General features: G+C 70.2%; 16 protein-coding genes. 10 read left to right on the top strand and 6 right to left on the bottom strand.

The features are described from left to right. Positions 1–50: 50 nt before the first annotated feature. Complete coding sequence (locus INT51_RS20170; protein ID WP_193107206.1) at positions 51–2,615, bottom strand: ATP-dependent DNA ligase; 2,565 nt, start codon at positions 2,613–2,615, stop codon at positions 51–53. Then, positions 2,570–2,815, bottom strand: coding sequence for a hypothetical protein (locus tag INT51_RS20165; protein WP_193107205.1), 246 nt, complete (start codon positions 2,813–2,815; stop codon positions 2,570–2,572). The genes INT51_RS20170 and INT51_RS20165 overlap by 46 nt, the downstream gene beginning before the upstream one ends. A gap of 110 nt (positions 2,816–2,925) precedes the next feature. Here INT51_RS20165 and INT51_RS20160 point away from each other — a divergent pair, with 110 nt between their 5' ends. From INT51_RS20160 to INT51_RS20150, 3 genes are all read left to right on the top strand, one after another. Further along, positions 2,926–3,972 (top strand): Ku protein, encoded by a 1,047-nt coding sequence (locus tag INT51_RS20160; RefSeq protein WP_193107204.1) that lies wholly within the window; start codon positions 2,926–2,928, stop codon positions 3,970–3,972. 70 nt (positions 3,973–4,042) lie between these two features. Next, entirely contained in the window at positions 4,043–6,565 is a 2,523-nt protein-coding gene (locus tag INT51_RS20155) for an excinuclease ABC subunit UvrA (RefSeq protein ID WP_193107203.1), read from the top strand. Between the two features lie 190 nt (positions 6,566–6,755). Further along, positions 6,756–7,685, top strand: a complete 930-nt coding sequence (locus INT51_RS20150) for a phosphotransferase (protein ID WP_193107202.1) — start codon at positions 6,756–6,758, stop codon at positions 7,683–7,685. Positions 7,686–7,705: 20 nt separating this feature from the next. Here INT51_RS20150 and INT51_RS20145 read toward each other — a convergent pair whose 3' ends face one another. The 3 genes from INT51_RS20145 to INT51_RS20135 form a co-directional block, all read right to left on the bottom strand. After that, positions 7,706–8,920, bottom strand: a complete 1,215-nt coding sequence (locus tag INT51_RS20145; protein WP_193107201.1) for a M20 family metallopeptidase — start codon at positions 8,918–8,920, stop codon at positions 7,706–7,708. Between the two features lie 111 nt (positions 8,921–9,031). After that, positions 9,032–9,688, bottom strand: a complete 657-nt coding sequence (locus INT51_RS20140) for an NAD(P)-dependent oxidoreductase (protein ID WP_193107200.1) — start codon at positions 9,686–9,688, stop codon at positions 9,032–9,034. Next, on the bottom strand, positions 9,685–10,626 hold the full coding sequence (locus tag INT51_RS20135) for an EamA family transporter (protein ID WP_226985990.1): 942 nt from the start codon (positions 10,624–10,626) through the stop codon (positions 9,685–9,687). The genes INT51_RS20140 and INT51_RS20135 overlap by 4 nt, the downstream gene beginning before the upstream one ends. A 99-nt stretch (positions 10,627–10,725) precedes the next feature. On the opposite strand from INT51_RS20135, the gene INT51_RS20130 reads away from it, so the two are divergent. The 4 genes from INT51_RS20130 (at position 10,726) to INT51_RS20115 (ending at position 15,626) form a co-directional block, all read left to right on the top strand. Further along, a complete protein-coding gene (locus INT51_RS20130) occupies positions 10,726–11,244 on the top strand; it encodes a MarR family winged helix-turn-helix transcriptional regulator (protein ID WP_193107199.1) in 519 nt (172 codons plus the stop codon). Positions 11,245–11,249: 5 nt separating this feature from the next. Further along, on the top strand, positions 11,250–12,128 hold the full coding sequence (locus tag INT51_RS20125) for an SDR family NAD(P)-dependent oxidoreductase (RefSeq protein ID WP_193107198.1): 879 nt from the start codon (positions 11,250–11,252) through the stop codon (positions 12,126–12,128). 88 nt (positions 12,129–12,216) lie between these two features. Continuing rightward, on the top strand, positions 12,217–13,866 hold the full coding sequence (locus tag INT51_RS20120; protein ID WP_226985989.1) for an ABC transporter ATP-binding protein: 1,650 nt from the start codon (positions 12,217–12,219) through the stop codon (positions 13,864–13,866). Next, positions 13,863–15,626 (top strand): ABC transporter ATP-binding protein, encoded by a 1,764-nt coding sequence (locus INT51_RS20115; RefSeq protein WP_193107197.1) that lies wholly within the window; start codon positions 13,863–13,865, stop codon positions 15,624–15,626. Before INT51_RS20120 ends, INT51_RS20115 begins: the two co-directional genes overlap by 4 nt. A 65-nt stretch (positions 15,627–15,691) precedes the next feature. Here INT51_RS20115 and INT51_RS20110 read toward each other — a convergent pair whose 3' ends face one another. Continuing rightward, the gene (locus INT51_RS20110) at positions 15,692–16,465 is read right to left on the bottom strand and encodes a hypothetical protein (protein ID WP_193107196.1); all 774 of its coding nucleotides are present in this window, start codon (positions 16,463–16,465) and stop codon (positions 15,692–15,694) included. Positions 16,466–16,770: 305 nt separating this feature from the next. Here INT51_RS20110 and INT51_RS20105 point away from each other — a divergent pair, with 305 nt between their 5' ends. From INT51_RS20105 to INT51_RS20095, 3 genes are all read left to right on the top strand, one after another. Next, complete coding sequence (locus INT51_RS20105) at positions 16,771–17,082, top strand: putative quinol monooxygenase (protein ID WP_193107195.1); 312 nt, start codon at positions 16,771–16,773, stop codon at positions 17,080–17,082. A 143-nt stretch (positions 17,083–17,225) separates the two neighbouring features. Beyond that, complete coding sequence (locus INT51_RS20100) at positions 17,226–18,050, top strand: DUF1684 domain-containing protein (protein ID WP_193107194.1); 825 nt, start codon at positions 17,226–17,228, stop codon at positions 18,048–18,050. A 37-nt stretch (positions 18,051–18,087) separates the two neighbouring features. Then, positions 18,088–18,870, top strand: coding sequence for a TVP38/TMEM64 family protein (locus INT51_RS20095; protein ID WP_370540842.1), 783 nt, complete (start codon positions 18,088–18,090; stop codon positions 18,868–18,870). Positions 18,871–18,930: the final 60 nt, after the last annotated feature.

Raw genomic sequence — 18,930 nt, 5'->3', positions numbered from 1 at the left:
GGTTCCCGCACCGCGCTTTCCAGTTGGTCGGGGAACCTCGGAGCACACCATTACTCCTCCCATCGCACGTGACCGGCCTCCTGATCGCGGCGCCACCCGCGCCACACAGGATGCCGCAGGCGACCGTCCTCGGTGCGTTCGGCATACTGCACCTCGCCGACGAGGTCCGCACGGACCCACTGGGCATCCCGGCGGTCGGCGGTGGGCACGTCGTGCGCCGCCGGGGTTCGGCGCGCACGGGAGCGGAGCCGGTCCGCGATCTGCTCGAGGTCACGGTCGGTGAACCCGGTGCCGACGCGGCCCACGTACCTCAGGTCGCCGTCGCCGTCCGGAACGGCCAGCAGCAGGGAGCCGATGCCGCCGGAGCGCTCCCCCCTGCCGTCCCTCCAGCCGATGACCACCACCTCCTGGTGCCGGGCGTTCTTGAGCTTGATCCAGGTGCGGCTGCGCTTGCCGGGCTGGTAGACCCCGGATTCCTTCTTGGCCATGACTCCTTCGAGCTTCAGCTGCTTCGACAGCTCGATCGCATGGTCCGCGTCGCCGTGGTCGGCGTGCGGGAGCTGCACGTGCTCGGTGGGACCGACCGCGTCGAACAGGGCGTCACGGCGCTCCCGGTACGGCCTGCGCAGCAGGGACTCGCCGCCGCGCTTCAGCAGGTCGAAGACCATCACGTGCACCTCCACCTGCGTGCGGGCACGCTCCACGTCGCGCTCGCGAGTGAGGCCGAGGCGCTGTTGGAGCCGGGAGAAGGAGGGCCGGTCCCGAGCGTCGAGGGCGACGATCTCCCCGTCCAGCACCGTCTCGCCCGCGGCGAGGACCTCGGGGTCCACGGCCTCGAGCAGCTCGGAGAGCTCGGGGAAGGTGTCCGTCTGGTCCTTGCCGCTGCGGCTGGTCAGGCGCACGGAGTCCGCGGTGAGCGTGGCGATGACGCGCACTCCGTCCCACTTCATCTCGAAGGCCCATTCCTCCTGCTCGCGAATGTCGCCGCGACTGCCGAGAGTGGCGAGCATCGCGGAGATCGGCTCGCTGCTGCTCCCGCTCGGGGCGGCGCGACCGTCCGATTCCGCTGCTCGGCCATCCTGTCGGCCCGAAGAGCGCCTCGCCGACGGCTCGCCCTCAGTGCCGGGCTTGTCCTCGGGGTCGGGTTGGTCCTTCATGAGGTGCAGCAGCCAGTTGGCGTCGGCCTTCTGCCTGGACGCAGCGGTCTTCCGCGTCCCGCCCATGGCGCCGGTGTGGAGGAACGCGAAACGCCGCGGTACCCCGCCGAGCCCGCCGTCATCCCGACCATGGCAGACAGCGATCACTTCCTCGCCCTCACGCCATTTCTCGATCTCGACCCTGCCGGTGTCCCAGAGGGTCACACCCCCGCCGCCGTACTCGTCCTGCGGGATGGTCCCCTCGAAGGTGCCGTACTCCAACGGGTGGTCCTCGGTCTGCACGGCCAGGCGGTTCACGTCGACCTCGAGCGGCGGACCCTTCGGGACCGCCCAGGACACCAGCACCCCTTCGTGCTCGAGGCGGAAGTCCCAGTGCAGGCTGGAGGCGTGATGCTCCTGGATGACGAACATCGGATCACCGGACTCCAGAGCCGTCAGCGCGTCCTGCACCGCCTGCGCGGCGTCGGGGCCGACGCGCGGCTCCGGCACCGGTTCAGGGGTCTTCGCGGCGTCGCGCTTGGAGCGGTAGACCTCGAGCCGGTCCCGAGCCGGCGAGGCCGCTGCGCCCGCCTCCCCGCCCAGCGGGGCGACCGGGTCCACCCCGTCCTCCACCCGATCCAGGACCTCGGCGAGTTCGAGCTGCGCGAGCTCCGGATCCTCGATCTCCTCCCAGGTGCGCGGGGCGGCGACGCTCGGGCGCAGCCGTCCGCGCAGGGAGTAGGGGCACACGGTGGTCTTGTGACCGTTGTTCTGGGACCAGTCCACGAGCACCTTGCCGGTGCGCTTGGCCTTCTTCTGCTCGCTGACGACCTCCTTCGGATGATCGGCCTCCAGGGCGCGGGCGAGCTGGTGGGCGACCTCGTCCACCTCCTCGGACGTGCTGGCGCCGTCCAGCGGGGCGTAGAGGTGGATGCCCTTGGAGCCGGAGGTGACCGGGTAGGCGTCCAGTCCCATATCGGCGAGGATCTCGCGGCACCAGTGGGCGACCTGCGCGCATTCCTGGAGCCCCGCCCCCTCCCCGGGATCGAGATCCAGGACCATCCGATCGGGGGCCGACGGGGCGAGGTCCTCGTCCACGCGCCACTGCGGGGTATGGATCTCCAGCGACGCGAGTTGGGCGAGCCAGATCAGCACGGCGGTCTCGTCGACCAAGGGGTAGGTCGACGTGCCGTCCTTGTGCTCGAGGTCGACCCGCGGGACCCAATCCGGCGCGAAGCCCTCGAGGTCCTTCCGGAAGAACACCTTGCCCGGATGCTCCTGCGTGCCCACCCCGTCGACCCATCTCTTCCGGGTGGCGGGGCGCCTCGTGGCCTGCGGGACCATCACCGGTGCGATGCGCCGGTAGTAGTCGAGCACCTCGCCCTTGGTGGTGCCCGTGGAGGGGTAGAAGACCTTGTCCAGGTTCGACAGCTTCAGCGTGCGGCCGTCGACCTCCACCTTCTGCTCACCGGTTGCCATGGGATCACTGTGCCCTCGATCATGCGATTCGTCACGGGGCGGGACTCAGGCGTCGTCGCCCTCGGCGCTGCCGGGTCGGTGAGGACGCCGACGGGCATCGCGCGCCGGGCGAGCATCACGTCGATGTCGACGATGACGACCTGGACCACTCGCGACAACCAGATGATGGCCCGCAGGGCCTGGACGCTGAGAGTGCCCATGGCCCCCTTCTCCTGGACGAGAGGCCGAATCTCCCGTTTGTCGACAGACACGGCACATGCGACCTACCGCCCGGCAGGGCCCGCTGCGCTCTCGCGTGGTGTCATGGGTCATGCGCGCAATCTGGAGTGGGGAGATCACCTTCGGGCTCGTCAACGTCCCGGTGAAGCTGTACGGAGCGACACGGTCGCACGACCTCTCCTTCCACCAGGTCCACGACGAGGACCGCGGGCGCATCCGATACCAGCGCACCTGCGAGGTCTGCGGTCGCCAGATCGACTTCGAACACATCGACAAGGCCTACGACGACGGCGACAAGACGGTGGTCCTCACCGACGAGGAGCTCGACGCCCTGCCCGCCGAGGACAACGACGAGATCGACGTCGTCCAGTTCGTGCCCGATGAGCAGGTCGATCCGATCCTGCTGGGCACCTCGTACTTCCTCGAACCCGTCGGCCGCTCCTCGAAGGCATACGTGCTGCTGCGTCGCACGCTCGAGGACACCGAGCGCACCGCGATCGTGACGTTCACGCTGCGCACGAAGACCCGCCTCGGAGTGCTGCGGATCCACGATGATCTCCTCGCCCTGCAGACCCTGCGCTGGCCCAAGGATCTGAAGGAGGTCGACTTCGCCCCGTCGAAGTCGAGGATCAGCAGCAAGGAGCTGACGATGTCCGCCGCACTGGTCGAGCAGTTCAGCGGCGACTTCGATCCCGAGCAGTTCACCGATGAGTATCAGGCGCAGCTTCGCGAGCTGGTCGACGCCAAGCTCGAGGAGGGCGAATCGGTCGACACCGACGCGACCTTCGGCGAGGAGAGCACGAAGCAGGATTCCGAGGAGGGCGGCAAGGTCATCAGCCTGATGGACGCACTCGAGCGCAGCGTGCAGAAGCGTCGAGGATCCGCAGGATCGTCGAGCACGAGCACGAGCACGAGCACGAGCACGAAGAAGGAATCAGGCTCCGCAAAGAAGTCCGGGCCGACGAAGAAAGCCAGCGCGTCGAAGAAGACCGGCGAGTCGAAGAAGGCGAGCGCGACGAAGGACTCCGGTGCCTCGAAGAAATCGGGCTCCACGAAGAAATCGGGCTCCACGAAGACGTCGGGGTCGACGAAGAAGTCCGGGACCACGTCGAAGAAGTCCGGCAAGAAGTCGGCCTGACCCCGCCCCTGCCTGGCCCCTCCCTGCCTGGCCAGAGTCACGCTCCGGAAGCGCGAGTACCGTGACGCCCGTGAGCGAGCGACGAATCCACCAGCCCACGGCCATCGAGGTGCGGGGCGCCCGGGTCCACAATCTCCGCAGCATCGACGTCGATGTGCCGCTGCACCGCGTGGTCGGGATCGCCGGGGTCTCGGGCTCGGGGAAGTCCTCGCTCGCGATGGGCGTGCTGTACGCGGAGGGGTCGCGCCGCTACATCGAAGCGCTGTCCACCTACACCCGCCGCCGCATGTCCCAGGCCCCGCGGGCCGACGTCGACGAGGTCACGCACGTCCCCGCGGCGCTCGCCCTGCGTCAGCGCCCCGGGGTCCCCGGGGTGCGCTCGACCTTCGGCACCTCCACCGAGCTGCTCAACGTGCTGCGCCTGATGTTCTCGCGCCTGGCCTCGCACGTCTGCCCGAACGGGCACCGCATCGACCCGACCCTCGACGTCGCCGCCGAGGCACCGATCCCCTGCCCGGAGTGCGGGGAGCTGGTGCTCGCCCCCGAGGCCGAGTCGTTGGCCTTCAACGCCGAGGGCGCCTGCCCGCGCTGCGAGGGCATCGGGATCGTGCGCACCGTCGACGACTCGACCCTGGTGCCCGATCCCTCCAAGACGCTCGAGGGCGGCGCCGTGGTTCCCTGGAGCATGTTCGGCTTCAACGTCCAGCCGGACATCGCCCGGGAGTTCGGGGTGCGCACGGACGTTCCCTGGCGCGATCTCGAGGACTGGGAGCGGGAGGTGGTGCTCGACGGCCCGGAGGAGAAGAAGCACATCACCGTCACCAGCACGAAGGGCTTGCACGAGCTCGACTTCACCTTCCGCAATGCCCGCCTCACCGTCACCGAGGAGCTGCGGCGCGCCGACACCGAGAAGCGCCTGGCACGGGTCTCGCGCTTCCTCACGCAGGGCACCTGCCCCGACTGTCGAGGCACCCGTCTGCACCCTGCCGCGCTGCTCCCCCGGATCGAGGGGACGGACCTCGCCGCCGCATCCGCGCAGACGCTCGATGAACTGATCGCCTGGGCACCGACGGTCATCGAGCCGCTGCCGGCCGAGATGCACCCCATGGCCACAGCGCTGGTGGAGACCCTGCTGTCGATGGCGGACCGCCTGGTCCAGCTCGGACTCGGCTACCTCGCCCTGGACCGCGCCGGGTCCACCCTGTCCACCGGGGAGCTCCAGCGCGTCCAGCTCGCCCGCGCCGTGCGCAACCGCACCACCGGTGTGCTGTACGTGCTCGACGAGCCCAGCATCGGCCTGCACCCCTCGAACATCGACGGCCTGCTCGCCCTGGTCGGGGACCTGCTCGCCGACGGGAACTCGGTGGTCCTGGTCGACCACGACGTGCAGGTGCTGCGCGCGGTGGATCATCTGATCGAGATCGGTCCGGGGTCAGGTCGCGACGGCGGCACCGTCGTGGTCGCCGGTCCCGTCGCGCAGATCGAGGCGTCGCCACGATCCCTGCTGGGTGGCTTCCTCGACGGGAGCGAACCGGTGGTGGTGCGGGATCAGGCCGCGACGGACGACGTCTTCGCCCTCGGCTGCCTGCGCGTGCGCACCGCCCCGGTGCACACGGTGCAGGCTCTGGTGGTGGAGATTCCGCGCGGGCGGCTCACCGCGGTCACCGGCGTCTCGGGCTCCGGGAAGACGACGATGGTGCTCGAGTCCCTGGCGCCCGCGCTGAGGGCCCGCCTCGGCGAGCACGCCCTGCCGGCCCACGTCGAGGAGCTCGAGGACGAGGGGATCCGTCGGGTGCACCAGATCGACGCCAGCCCGATCGGGGTGAACGTGCGCTCGACCGTGGCGACCTACAGCGGAGTGCAGGACGATCTGCGGCGCGCCTTCGCCGGCACCGAGGGCGCCCGCGAGCTGGGGTTGCGGCTCGGGGACTTCTCCTACAACACCGGCTCGCTGCGGTGCCCGCGCTGCGAGGGCACCGGCCGGGTCGCCCTGGACGTGCAGTTCCTCCCGGACATCGACATCGACTGCCCCGAGTGCGGCGGGCACCGGTATGCCCTGCAGGCCGACGCGATCCTGCGGCCGCGCCCGGATTCCCCCGTCGGCGTCTCCCTGCCCCACCTGATGTCCCTCACCGTGCGCGAGGCGATCGACGCAGTCGGCGACCTCACGGCGGTGCGCCGCAAGCTGCAGGCCCTGATCGACCTCGGGCTCGGGTACCTCACGCTCGGCGAGGACACCCCGGCGCTCTCCGGAGGGGAGGCGCAGCGGCTCAAGCTCGCCGGGCAGATCGACCGCCGCCAGGACGACGCCCTGTTCGTGTTCGATGAGCCGAGCGTCGGACTGCACCCCCGGGACGTACGGACCCTCCTGTCCGTCCTGGACCGCCTGGTCTCACGCGGTGCGACCGTCGTGGTCATCGAGCACGACCTGGACATGATCGCCAACGCGGACCACGTGATCGACATGGGTCCCGGCGGCGGCGAGGCGGGTGGGCGGATCGTGGTCACCGGCACCCCAGAGGAGGTCGCGGCCGACGGATCGGGCGTGACCAGTCGGTATCTGCGCGGCCATCTCGCCCGCGATAAGCATTAGGGGGTGTCCCTTCGATGTGTGGCGAGGCGCGCGGCAGACCTGATCGGGGCCTCGACCTCGGTGAGATGGACGACGCCACAGAGCTCAATGTCGTCGTCACGGCGAGGAGTCCAGGTCTCCATGAAGCGAGCCTCACAGCAGTCCAGAAATCCAGTTGCGCGGGCCCCGCAACTCGACGAGACTCGGGCCGATGGAAACGTTGATGGGCAAGGCGGCCGAGGGCTTCGGCCTCGGCCAGATCGAAGCGACTACCCGCGTAGAAGGCGGATTGTCCAACGACATGTGGCGAGTGACCACCATGGACGGCGAGTTCGCGGTCAAGGTCATGCGGGCCCATGCTGACGCTCCGGACTTTCGCGACAGGGTCGAAGCGGCCTTCGCTATCGAGATGAACGCGTTTCGAGCAGGCATACCCTGTCCGGAGCCCAAGCCAACGCCCGAAGGACATGCACTGCTCCGGGTGGATGGAAACTTGCTGCGAGTCCATCGATGGTGCGAAGGCATCATCCCGAGCCCGGGCGGACACCTCGATAACGCCGGCGATCTGCTGGCGAAGATCCACCGAGCGGGTGGACACAGGGTTCGGACACTCGACGACCAGCCACGGGAGATCGGAACGTGGGCCGCGTTGGCCGAGCAGCCAGGGCTGCCGTTGCTGCTCGCCGATCAGCTGCGATCTGCCGCGGCTCAGCTTGCGCGCCTCGAGGCAGTGACAGCAGCAAGTCCCGACCTAGAGACGACGTATGTTGACTCCCACGGCGACCTCGATCCGAAGAACACACTCTTCGCTTCTGGACGATTGCTGGCAGTCGACTGGGACGCCGCAGGCGCTCGACCGATCGCTCGAGAAGCGGTCACACTGGCGCTCGACTGGGCAGAGAACGTTGAAGACTTCCGCCGCGTGCTGACGGCGTACGCCATCTCGTCCGGCACAACGTTTCCTACGGAAACGTGGGTCTTCGGCGGATGGGTGGAGGCGCTGAGTGGCTGGCTCACCTACAACGTCGAGCAGCGAGCAGACACCGACCTCGGACTGCGTGAGGCATCTGGAACCTGTGCTCGACTGCTCGCGCTGCACGATGCCCTGGATGAGCATGTGTCGGTGCTCGACACCATCTGACCCAATCGGAGCCAGGGAGCTCAGATTCCCGGGTCGCCGTCGCCCGCCGCGACCTGCAGACGGTCCCAGGCGAGGGTCGCCAGCAGCAGAGCCTGATCCGCCAGCACGGAGTCGTCGAAACGGGCCTGCGGAGAGTGGTTCGAGGCGGGCATGTTCTCGGGATCGAAGTCCTGGGCGGCGCCGACGAACCCGTAGGCGCCGGGGATCTCGGCGAGCACCCGGGAGAAGTCCTCGGAGCCGGTGCGCGGATTCTCCAGCTCGCGGTAGCGCTCCTGCCCGAACAAAGTGCGCGCAGCGGCCTCGAAGGTGGCGGCCTCCCCGTCGTCGTTGATCGTGGCCGGCAGGACGTTGCGCATGGTGGCCTGCACCGAGAGTCCGTGCGCGCGGCCGATGCCGGTGACGAACTCCGGCAGCTCCGCGATGAGTCGCGCCGTGGTGGCCGTGCTGAACGAGCGCACCCCTGCCCGGAAATGCGTCTCGCCGGGAATGATGTTCGGGGCGCTGCCTGCGTGGATCTCGCCGACGGTCAGGACCACCGGGTCGAAGGCGCTGTAGCGGCGGGTGATGTGCGTGTACAGGGCAGAGATCATCTCCGCCGTCGCCGGCACCGGGTCCAGGGCCTCGTGGGGCCGCGAGCCGTGCCCGCCCCGTCCGATCACGCGCACGTCGAGCACGCTGTAGGCGGCCATCAGCGTGCCGGGCCTGCCGGTGATCAGACCGGTGCGCACATCGGCCGAGACGTGCACGCCATAGGCGGCGATCGGCCGCTCCCCCGCCGCCTCCAGCACGCCCTCGCGCAGCATCACGCCGGCGCCGTCGTAGCCCTCCTCGCCGGGCTGGAACATGAACAGGACCGTGCCGGTCAGCTCTTCGCGACGGGCCGCGAGGAGCCGGGCAGCCCCCACCAGACCCGCCACGTGCAGGTCGTGCCCGCAGGCGTGCATCGCCCCGTTGGTCGAGGCGTACGGCAGGTCCGTCGCCTCCGTCAGCGGCAGGCCGTCCATGTCGCCGCGCAGCAGGACGACGGGTCCGGGCCTGCCTCCGCGCAGCACGGCCACGACCGAAGTGGTGTCGGTGCCGAGGGTGATCTCCAGGTCCAGGTCGGCGAGCGCCTCGAGCACCAGCTGCTGGGTGAGCGGCAGCTGCAGACCCACCTCGGGCACGGCGTGCAGGCGCCGACGCAGGTCGATCAGTTCGCGCAGGAAGTGGTCGTCGCCGGGTGCGAGATCAGCCATCGGAAGTCCTTGCCGCAGAGAAGAGATCGGGGGTCCCATACTGTCCTTCTCGACCGACGGTTTCCACCGAGTCCACCACCTGCAGGCGGAACGGCGCGCCGGGACGACCCGTCACCACCCCAGCGCGATCACGCCGCGCAGCATCCGTGGGTGCTCGATCTCATCGCACACGGCGAGCGCGAAGTCCTCCATCGAGATCCGCGAGGTACCGTCGTCTGCGATCACCAGATCCGGCACGGCGCCCTCCTTCCCGAGGTGCGACCGGTATGTCCCGCGGGAGGGGCCGGGCGCGAAATCGGCGGCCGGTGCCAGATAAGTCCACGGGGCCACACCGTCCGTCATGCGCAGCAGCTCGAGCTGGCGACTGCTGGCTGCGGCGATGGATCGGATCGCCGGCGGCACCCACCGGGGGTCGTCCAGCGCCGCCCGGTCCGTGCCGGGCACCCGCAGCGGGGCGGCGCCGCCGACCACCAGCAGGCGCACCCCTGCCAGGGCCGTTCCCACGGCGAGCGAGCGCGTCACTGCGGTGACGTCGTCCTCTCGGCCGACAGCGGGCCGGGTCGCCCCGATGACCACGTCCGCCTGTGCGGCGCGGGCCACGACGGCATCGACGTCGGACGCCTCCAGCCGCACCACCTCGGGCTCCAAGCCTGGACCCTGGGGCGTGGCGGTGCGCGCGGCGACGGTGACCTCATGCCCGCGTCGTTGCGCGTCGGTCGCGATCCGCGAACCTGCCGCGCCGGTTCCTCCGATGATAAGAATCCTCATTCCGCGACCTTCTTCGCACGAGAGGACCCTTGTGCTGCGACGACCGCGACCAGGGCGAGAGCGAATCCTGCGCCCTGCACCGCGGTCAACTGCTCCCCGAGCACCAGGAACCCCAGAGCGGCGGCAACCAGTGGCGAGAGGACCGGGAGAAAAGCAGCTGCCCCGGTGGGCATCGCGCCCAGGCCGCGGAACCACAGCACGTAGGCGAGCAGCCCACCGACCAGGGTGAGCCAGGTGTAGCCCAGCAGCGCGGCGGCGTCCAACGCGGGCGGCGCCCCCTCCACGGCAAGGGCGAGCGGCGCGATCACCAGGCCGCCGGCGGTGAGCTGCCAGCCGGCGAAGGTGACGGGGCCGACGGGCGGTCGCCAGCGCGCGGAGAGCACGGTGCCCAGCGCCATGGACAGGACACCGGCCAGGGCGGCCAGGATGCCGAGCGGGTTCAGTGCGGCGTCGGGTCCGAGCGCCATGGCGGCGACGCCGAGTGCGGCGAGTACGCCCCAGGTCAGCCTCCGGGCCGTCGGCCGCTCACCGAGCAGGACGGCGGCGAGCATCGCGACCAGCAGCGGTCCGGTGGCCCCGAAGACGCCCGCCACTCCCCCGGGCAGCAGGTACGCGGCCAGGAACAGCAGCGGGAAGAAGGCGCCGATGTTCAAGGTGCCCAACAGCAGGGAGCGCCACCACCAGTGGCCACGAGGCAGGGTGCGCCCGATCGCGAGGGCGAGCAGGCCGGCGGGCAGTGCGCGCAGCACTCCGGACCACAGGGGGTGGCCGGGAGGCAGCAGTTCGGTGGTGACCAGGTAGGTGGTGCCCCAGGTGAGCGGTGCGATCGCGGTGAGCAGGGCGGTGCGCGAGAGGAGCGATCGGGGGCCGGCAGCGGCCGCAGGGGCGTCGCCGGACAGCATCACCGACCGATTTACTTCGACATCTAACTGTTTCATGGTTGAGACACTAGGCCTGCGATACGCTTCCGTCAAACAGTTAGACCTCGAAGCATTGCGGACGCGCACTCCGCCCACGCATCCCCAGGAGGCGACGACATGGCCGACCGAGTGAGTGACTTCCTCGCCCAGTGGGCCCGGGAGCGCCCGGACCTGGACACGACCCCGATGGGGGTGATCGGTCGCCTCTCCCGAGTCGAGGAGATCGCCAGCCGCACGCTGCAGACGACTTTCCGGGGCTACGGCCTGCATCGCGGGGAGTTCGACACGCTCGCCACCCTGCGTCGCTCCGGGAAGCCGTTCACGCTCACCCCCGGCGAACTGGCCGCCTCCAGCATGATCACCGGCGCCGCCATGACCAACCGCCTGCAACGCCTGGAGGACAAAGGCCTGCTGGAGCGGACGATGGACCCCTCCAACCGGCGCCGCGTCCTGGTACGCCTCACCGACGCCGGTCGGGAGCTGGTCGACGAGATCGTGGTCCCCCACGTGCGCGCCGAGCAGGAGCTGCTGGACGCCCGGCTCACACGCGCGGAGCAGACGCAGCTGGCGGAGCTGCTGGCGCGCTTCCTGGAGAATTCGGGCGACGTCTCCGCCCACGACACGAGCACGGAGTGACCCGCATGGAGCAGAGCACGACGTCAGATCCCTCCCCGACCCCGGCCACCATCGTCATCACCGGCGCCTCCGACGGCATCGGTGCCGCGGCGGCCCAACAGCTCGCAGGCCAGGGCAGCCGCCTGCTCCTGGTCGGTCGCTCCCCGCAGAAGACCGCGGCGGTCGCGCAGGACGTCGGCGCCGAGCACTTCGTCGCCGACTTCGCGCGTCTCGCCGACGTGCGCCGACTCGCCGATGAGCTCTCGGAGGCGACCACCGAGCACGGCATCGATGCACTCGCCAACAATGCGGGCGGAATCTTCGGCGACCGCACCCCCACCGCCGACGGTTTCGAGAAGACGTTCCAGATCAACCATCTCGCCCCGTTCCTGCTGACCACTCTCCTGCTGCCGCGGCTGCTGGCCGGGGGCGCTTCGGTCGTGAACACCTCGAGCGTGGCGCACCGACTGTTCGGGCACCTGGACCTCGAGGATCTGGCCAACGCGCGGCGCTACAGCCCGCGCAAGGCCTACGGGGATGCGAAGCTCGCGAACGTGCTGTTCACCCGCAGCCTGCGGGAGAAGTTCCATGATCAAGGGCTCTTCTCGGCAGCCTTCCATCCCGGCCTCGTGCGCACCAGCTTCTCCACGGGCTCCACCAGCCCGATGCGCTGGCTCTACCAGTCACCACTGGCTCGACTCGCGCCGATGATCAGTCCCGAGCAGGGCGGTGCGACCCTGGCCTGGTTCCTCACCGGGACTCCGGGGTCGACCTGGACCTCCGGCCGCTACTACGACCAGGACCGGCCCGCCACGCGCATGAACCCGCAGGCCGACGACCTCGAGCTCGCCGAGGCGCTGTGGCAGCGCAGTGCAGAACTGGTCGGGCTGCCGCCCACCCCCTGAGCCGCACGCCCCTGGGCACGAGCACCAGGTTAGGGTTGCCTTCATAGCGCCGGACCCGGACGCGACGACTCTTCTCCTCGAAGGCCCCATGCCCACCTCTCCCACCAGCGGCTCCCTGCTCCGACGAGCCGTCGGTCGCCGCCTGCGCTTCGTGATCCCCGGCCTGCTGCTGATGTCCACCTGGCAGCTCTGCGAGGCGCTCGTCCCGATCTCCATCGGTCTCGTGGTCGACCACGCGATCGTGCCCCAGGACCGCACCGCCCTGCTGATCTCGATCGTCGGGATCCTGCTGCTGTTCACGGTGCTCTCCTTCGCCTATCGCTTCGGGGCGCGACGGATGAACACGGCGCTGCAGCTCGAGGCCCACGACCTGCGGGTCGAGGTGGCACGGCACGCCCTGCTGACCCGCGGTGCGCTCGACGGGCGCCGACCGGGCGCCGTCCTGTCGCTCTCCTCGGCGGATGCCGACATCGCCGCGATGATCTTCCGACAGATCGCCTCGGGCGGATCCGCGCTCATCGGCATCGCCGGCGCCTCCGCCTACCTGCTGTGGGCCGATCCCCTGGTGGGTCTGGTCGTGATCCTCGGCGTCCCCCTGGCGCTCCTGGTCGTCGCCGGCCCCTCACGAGCAATCTCCCGGCGCAGCGGTGACCAGCAGACGGCGGTCGCGGAGGCCGGCGCGGTCGCGAGCGACACCATGGGTGGCCTGCGGATCCTCAAGGCCATCGGTGGGGAGGGCTGGGCCTCGCAGCGGTACCACCGCGCCTCCGCCGACGCGGCTGCCGCCGGGATCCGCACGGCCGACGTCTCCGGGCGCGTCTCCGGCCTCGGCGCCCTCGGCGTCGGCGTGATCCTCGCGGGGGTCGTGCTCATGGCGGGATGGCGCGTGACGACCGGGGACCTCAGCGTGGGCCAGCTGGTCTCCGTGATCGGCGTGGCCGTGTTCTTCTCCGAACCCATCCAGACCCTCACCATGACGATGACGGTCTTCGCCCGCTCCCATGGCGCGGCCGGCAAGATCGCCGACTTCCTGCGCGGCGGTGAATCCGTGGAGCCGACGGGGGCTCATCCCACCGACGCCACGGTCACCATCGACAACCTCGACCTCGGGCTCGAGGAGCCCGCGCACCTGCAGATCGATGCCGGGGCCCTGTGCGTCCTCGACGTTCCCGACCCTGCCGTGGCCGGCCGACTGGCCCAGGCGCTCGGCGGCGGGACCGGAGCCGACCGGGTCGTCGTCGGGGACTCACCCCGCGACACTCTCGCGCGGCCCGTGGCCGGAGCGATCATCAGCGCCCCGCATGCCGCGCACCTGTTCGCCGGCACGATCCGGTCGAACATCACGATGCTCCACGACGACGCGACGCCCGTACCTGAGGCCGTGCTGGCCGCCTCGGGCACCGATGAGGTGCTCGGGGTCGTACTCGGGGGCCTTGACCACGAGGTCCGCGAGGCAGGCAGCAACCTCTCCGGTGGCCAGCGGCAGCGGATCGCCCTGGCCCGCGCCCTGTACGCCGACCCGGCCGTCCTCGTGCTCGAGGACCCGACCAGCGCCGTCGACTCTGTGACCGAATGGCAGATCGCCCGCGGTGTGCAGCACGAACGCTCCGGCCGCACCACGATCGTGCTGACCTCCTCCCCCGCTTTCCGCGCCCTCGCCGACCGGATCATCGAGGTCCCCGGGGACCCCGTTCCCTCGACGAGCGGTCCCGCCGACAGGGCAGGAGAGGTCCGATGATCCTTCCCACCGCCTCAGCCGGGCGGGTCCTGGCCGCGATCCGCCCCGTGCTCGCCGGTCGCATCGGCCTGCTGCTCCTGATCGCCGTCGCCGGCCTGGTGACGGCCCTGGCCGGCCTCGTCGGCCCCTGGATCGTCGGCGGTCTCGTCGACGATCTGCACGAAGGCGCCTCGATGCGCCCGGTGGTCGAGGGCGTGGCCTGGATCCTCCTGGCAGGGATCGTCGGCGGTCTCGGCACCTGGCTCGGTCGCTGGTGGATGGGAGCCCTCGCCGAGCCCGCCGTCGCCTCCCTGCGCGAAGACGTGCTGGATTCCGCCCTCGCCGTGGACTCCACCGTCATCGAGGGCGGAGGGCGCGGTGACCTGGTCTCCCGCGTCGCCGAGGACTCCCGGGTGGTCACCGAGGCCGCTTCCGTGATCCTGCCGATGTTCCTGCAGTCGCTGTTCGTGGTCGTCGTCTCCGCCGCGGGCATGACGGCGGTGGACTGGAGGCTGGGGCTCGTCGGCCTCATCGCCGTCCCCATGTACGCCTTGACGCTGCGCTGGTACCTGCCTCGCTCCGGACCGATCTACGCCCAGGAGCGGATCGCCTTCGGGGTGCGCTCCCAGCGGATGCTCGGCGGCATCGGCGGCGCCGCCTCCCTGCGCGCCTACGAGGCCGAGAGGGTCGAGCTCGAGCGGATCGACACCGCCTCCGGCCACGCCCGGGACCTCTCGATCGACGTATTCCGATTCCTCACCCGGGCCTTCTCCCGCAACAACCGGGCCGAGGCAGTGGTACTCGCCGCGCTGCTCGTGGCCGGGTTCTTCCTGGTCGAATCCGGCGGGCTGACCGCCGGCGGGGTCGCGACCGCCGGCCTGCTGTTCCACCGACTGTTCAACCCGATCGGCGCCCTGGTGGGGATGTTCGACGAGATCCAATCCGCCGGGGCCTCCCTGTCGCGGATGGTCGGGGTGATCGACCAACCCGGTGCGCAGGCGAAGGCCGAGGTCGAGGCGGGACCGGTCACGGGCGACACCTCGCCGACCGACACCCCCGCGCTGGTCCTCACCGAGGTCGGCCACGCCTACGACGTGGATCATCCGGTGCTCGCCGCGGTGAACCTGCAGGTGACCCCCGGCGAAGTCGTCGCCGTCGTGGGGGCGACAGGGGCCGGCAAGTCCACCTTGGCGCAGATCGCCGCCGGCACCGTCCCACCCACCACCGGTGGCGTGCATCTGGGCACGAGCGCCGTGCGCGAGTTGCCCCCGACTGAGCTGCGCCGACGGATCTCGATGGTCAGCCAGGAGGTGCACGTCTTCAGCGGAACCCTCGCCGAGAACGTGCGCGTGCCCCGCCCGGACGCCTCGAACGACGAGGTCACCGAGGCCCTGCTCACCGTGGGAGCCCACCGCTGGGTGCAACTCCTGCCCGACGGCGTCGAGACCGTGGTGGGGGATGGCGGTCAGTCCCTCACGGCCATGCAGGACCAGATGCTCGCCCTCGCGCGCATCGTGCTGGCCGACCCGGACTTCGTGATCCTGGACGAGGCGACGGCGGAGGCCGGATCCTCCGGTGCCCGCGACCTGGAAACCGCAGCCGGTGCTGTGCTCTCCGGCCGCGGTGGCGTGGTCGTCGCCCACCGTCTCTCCCAGGCCGTCACCGCCGACCGAGTGCTGGTCATGGAGCACGGCCGGGTCGCCGAGTCCGGGACGCACGAGGAGCTCAGCCGCGGCGACGGGCTCTACGCGACGCTCTGGGCGGCCTGGACGGCGCGCTGATCCTCCCGGTGCCGGGCTGATCTTCCCGGCGCCGGGCTGCTGGGACGGCGGCCGAGCTTCGCTGGTCAATGCAGCTTCACAGCCTGCGATGACACCGTGAATCCGTGATCTCCATCGAGACAGGTGACTCCCGCTTCCTGCTCGACGGTGCAGGCGAATCCGAAGGCGTAGAGGACCTCGCCGTACTCGAGAGTCGGTCCGTCGTAGTACCTCACGTCCCCGTTGATCCAGAGTTCGGGTTCGCTACCGCGATACATCCCGACGGTGTTCACGGGAGAGGCCACGCCCTCAGGATTCGAGTCTGACGTGTACTCGGGCGGGAAGCCACCATGGCACCCGACATCGCCACGGACCTCGGCAGACTTCTCCGCCGGGTCATCGATGATCGAGCATCCCCAACGCCCCGAGGGAGAGCTGAAGGCCCATTGCTCTCCCGTGTAACCGCCCGGCTTCACATAGACATGGTCGTACGGTCGGACGTAGGTGCCCTCGAGGACGGGAACACTCTCCTCGAGCGTGAGGACAGCATCGTCGCCACTCGTGCACCACATCGAATACGTCCGTGGGTCCGCGCCGTGGCGCTCGTAGAAGACCGGTTCGCATTCCCACCCTCCGGCAACTTTCGCGCTGACCTGCGGGACTCGGCCGTCAACATCTGTCGTCGCTGCGAAGGCGGCAACGACTTCCCGAGCCGTCTCGCAGTTCGACTCCCCTGAGGCGAGAACGACGCGCCAACCCTCGAGCGCAGGGCCGCAATCCTGCGCATTCTGCGGGTCGAATTCTGCATCGGTGATCGCTCCCTCGCTCCCGGAATCCTTCTCGCCGGATGACTCAGGCACGGACCCCTCATTCCCGTCGGACGTGGCAACGGTCGTCGATGTGGCTTCGGGATCCGCCTGGCGATCCTGTCGTTCGCAGGACGCCACGCACATCACCAATAGTGCGCTCAGACAAAGCGTCCAGACGGACACGCTCCTGGTCTGCATCGTTCCCCCTCGTGAATGGCATCGCTCCGCATCAGCCTATGTACTTCCACGGGCCCGCGGAGGGGCGATGCCCGCGCTGGGACCGGATGGAGCCTCGAGCGCAGAACGGGCAAGATGGTCCTCACAGGCACCACCCCCGATCAGCACCAGGAGTCCGCATGAGCGTCGTCGTCACCGCAGTGTTCTACCCCAAGCCCGGCAAGAAGCAGGAGCTCGCCGATGCCATGCAGCGCGGCATCGCCGCCGTGCACGGCGAGGAGGGCTGCGAGCTCTACTCCATCCATGACGCCGAGGACGGCACGATCACCATGATCGAGAAGTGGTCCTCCGCCGAGGCCCTCGACACCCACGGTGACAGCGACCAGGTCAAGATCCTGCGCGAGGACATCGCCGACCTCGTCGAGAAGCCGGGCCTGGTCACCCGCATGACCCCGATCGCCGCCGGCACGGAGGCCCAGGGGCTGCTCTGAGCCGCGAGGCGCACGAGGCGACGGCCGACGGGGCACTCCCCGTCGGCCGTCGCCTTTGTGCGTGAACCCGGATCACGAGGTTCTCGGCGCGGGCACCGGATCGGGAGCAGACTCGGGGGTACCCACCCGAGCGAGGAGACCTCATGAGCACTGCCGCGCAGAACCCCGATCCCACCGTCGACGACGCCACGGCCGCCTGGCAGCGGTTCCGCAGACGCCGGGACGAGACCCTGGCCGCCCCGCACGGCATCCTGGCCCAGGTGGGTCTGCACTGGGTCGCCCCCGACGCCGGCCCGCAGAGGTTCGACGAGGTGCCCGGGCAGTGGGAGAACACCGCCGACCGCCTCACCGGCACCTGGGACGGCTCAGCCCTCACGCTGCTCGCCTCCGCGCCCGAGGTCTCGGTGAGCGAGGCGGACGGCCGCAGGCAAGCCACCGTGACCTCAGTGTCCGACGTACGCCTGGCGAGCTACGGGGATGATGTCCAGATCGATGTGATCCGTCGCGGAGGACGCCTCGGCCTGCGCCTGCTCGATCCGTCCTCTCCGCGGCTCGCCGCCTTCGACGGCGTCCCGACCTACCCGTACGACCCCGCACTGGTCCTCACGGGCACCTGGCGCCGCGAGCCCTCGACGATCGTCGTCGGCTCCGCGATGCCGTGGCTCGAGCAGGAGCTCCCCTCCCCGGGCGTGGCGACCCTCGAGATCGCCGGCGCGAGCGTGGACCTGGTGCTCACCGGGGACTCGAGCATCCTGTTCACCGACGAGACCTCCGGGAGCGCCAGCGCAGACTGGCGCCAGGTGGCCGCGAGGCTCGACGGCGATCAGGTGCACGTGGACCTCAATGACGCCCTGAACTTCCCCTCAGCGTTCAGCGCTTGGGGAACGTGTCCCAGGCCCCCGGCGGGCAATCACCTGCCGCTCGCCGTGCGCGCCGGGGAGCGCCGGGTCGAGCAGACGCGGCGCTGAGGCATCTCGGCCTCCCGCGACCGCCTAGGATCGCGGGATGCCCGAGCCAGCTGACGTCGCCCCGACCGCCGAGGCCCCCACCGCGACCACCTCGTCCGACGCCGGCACCGCCCTCAGCCCACGCTCTGCACCAGTGGCCAGCGGGGTGCCCTGGGGGTCCGTCGCACGCAACGTCGCCCTGGTGCTGACAATCCTGGCCATGGTCTGGCTGGCGTTCAACGTCCGCCTGCCCTCGCTGGACTCGCTGCGCGGGAGCATCGACGATCTGGGCCCCTGGGGCCCGCTCGCCTTCATCGTCCTGTATGCGCTGGTCGCCCTGACCCCGATCCCGGTGACGATCATGGCCGTCCTCGGCGGGCTGCTCTTCGGCCTGCCGGCCGGCACCGTGCTGTCCATGATCGGTGTGGTCATCGGCTGCTGGGGCGGGTACTGGATCGCGCGCGGCCTGGGACGGGAGACGGTCATGCGGGCGCTCGGCTCCCATGCGGAGATGGTCGAGGACCGGCTGGAGAACGGCGGTTTCTACGCGGTGTGCACCCTGCGCCTGATGCCCGGCATCCCGTACTGGCCGGTCAACTACGGCAGCGGCGCCCTCGGGATCAGCAGCCGCGACTTCCTCATCGCCACGGCGGCATCCGCCCTGCCGGGTCAGATCTCCCTGATCGCGATCGGCGCCTTCATCGGCGCCCCGACGGTGCTCAGCGGCGTCGCCGTGGCCATCTCCTGGATCGTGGTGCTGGCGCTGACGCTGCTGTCCTACCGACGGTGGCGGGCCACCCGCACTGCCACCGACGCCACCGCCGCCCACCCCACCGATTGACCACAGCGCTGCGATCTATGCGCCCACCTCGACGGACAGCGCGTCGTGGAGTCAGCTGAC

The sequence above is a fragment of the Brachybacterium sp. FME24 genome (assembly GCF_014897705.1).
GTDB lineage: Bacteria > Actinomycetota > Actinomycetes > Actinomycetales > Dermabacteraceae > Brachybacterium.
This window is presented reverse-complemented; position numbering and strand designations above follow the sequence as displayed.

Coding starts and splice junctions, on each gene's coding strand:
- INT51_RS20130 (WP_193107199.1), top strand. CDS start 10,726: ATGGCCGACCGAGTGAGTGACTTCCTCGCCCAGTGGGCCCGGGAGCGC.
- INT51_RS20145 (WP_193107201.1), bottom strand. CDS start 8,920: ATGGCTGATCTCGCACCCGGCGACGACCACTTCCTGCGCGAACTGATC.
- INT51_RS20165 (WP_193107205.1), bottom strand. CDS start 2,815: ATGGGCACTCTCAGCGTCCAGGCCCTGCGGGCCATCATCTGGTTGTCG.
- INT51_RS20095 (WP_370540842.1), top strand. CDS start 18,088: ATGCCCGAGCCAGCTGACGTCGCCCCGACCGCCGAGGCCCCCACCGCG.
- INT51_RS20135 (WP_226985990.1), bottom strand. CDS start 10,626: ATGAAACAGTTAGATGTCGAAGTAAATCGGTCGGTGATGCTGTCCGGC.
- INT51_RS20100 (WP_193107194.1), top strand. CDS start 17,226: ATGAGCACTGCCGCGCAGAACCCCGATCCCACCGTCGACGACGCCACG.
- INT51_RS20140 (WP_193107200.1), bottom strand. CDS start 9,688: ATGAGGATTCTTATCATCGGAGGAACCGGCGCGGCAGGTTCGCGGATC.
- INT51_RS20160 (WP_193107204.1), top strand. CDS start 2,926: ATGCGCGCAATCTGGAGTGGGGAGATCACCTTCGGGCTCGTCAACGTC.
- INT51_RS20105 (WP_193107195.1), top strand. CDS start 16,771: ATGAGCGTCGTCGTCACCGCAGTGTTCTACCCCAAGCCCGGCAAGAAG.
- INT51_RS20120 (WP_226985989.1), top strand. CDS start 12,217: ATGCCCACCTCTCCCACCAGCGGCTCCCTGCTCCGACGAGCCGTCGGT.
- INT51_RS20125 (WP_193107198.1), top strand. CDS start 11,250: ATGGAGCAGAGCACGACGTCAGATCCCTCCCCGACCCCGGCCACCATC.
- INT51_RS20115 (WP_193107197.1), top strand. CDS start 13,863: ATGATCCTTCCCACCGCCTCAGCCGGGCGGGTCCTGGCCGCGATCCGC.
- INT51_RS20170 (WP_193107206.1), bottom strand. CDS start 2,615: ATGGCAACCGGTGAGCAGAAGGTGGAGGTCGACGGCCGCACGCTGAAG.
- INT51_RS20150 (WP_193107202.1), top strand. CDS start 6,756: ATGGAAACGTTGATGGGCAAGGCGGCCGAGGGCTTCGGCCTCGGCCAG.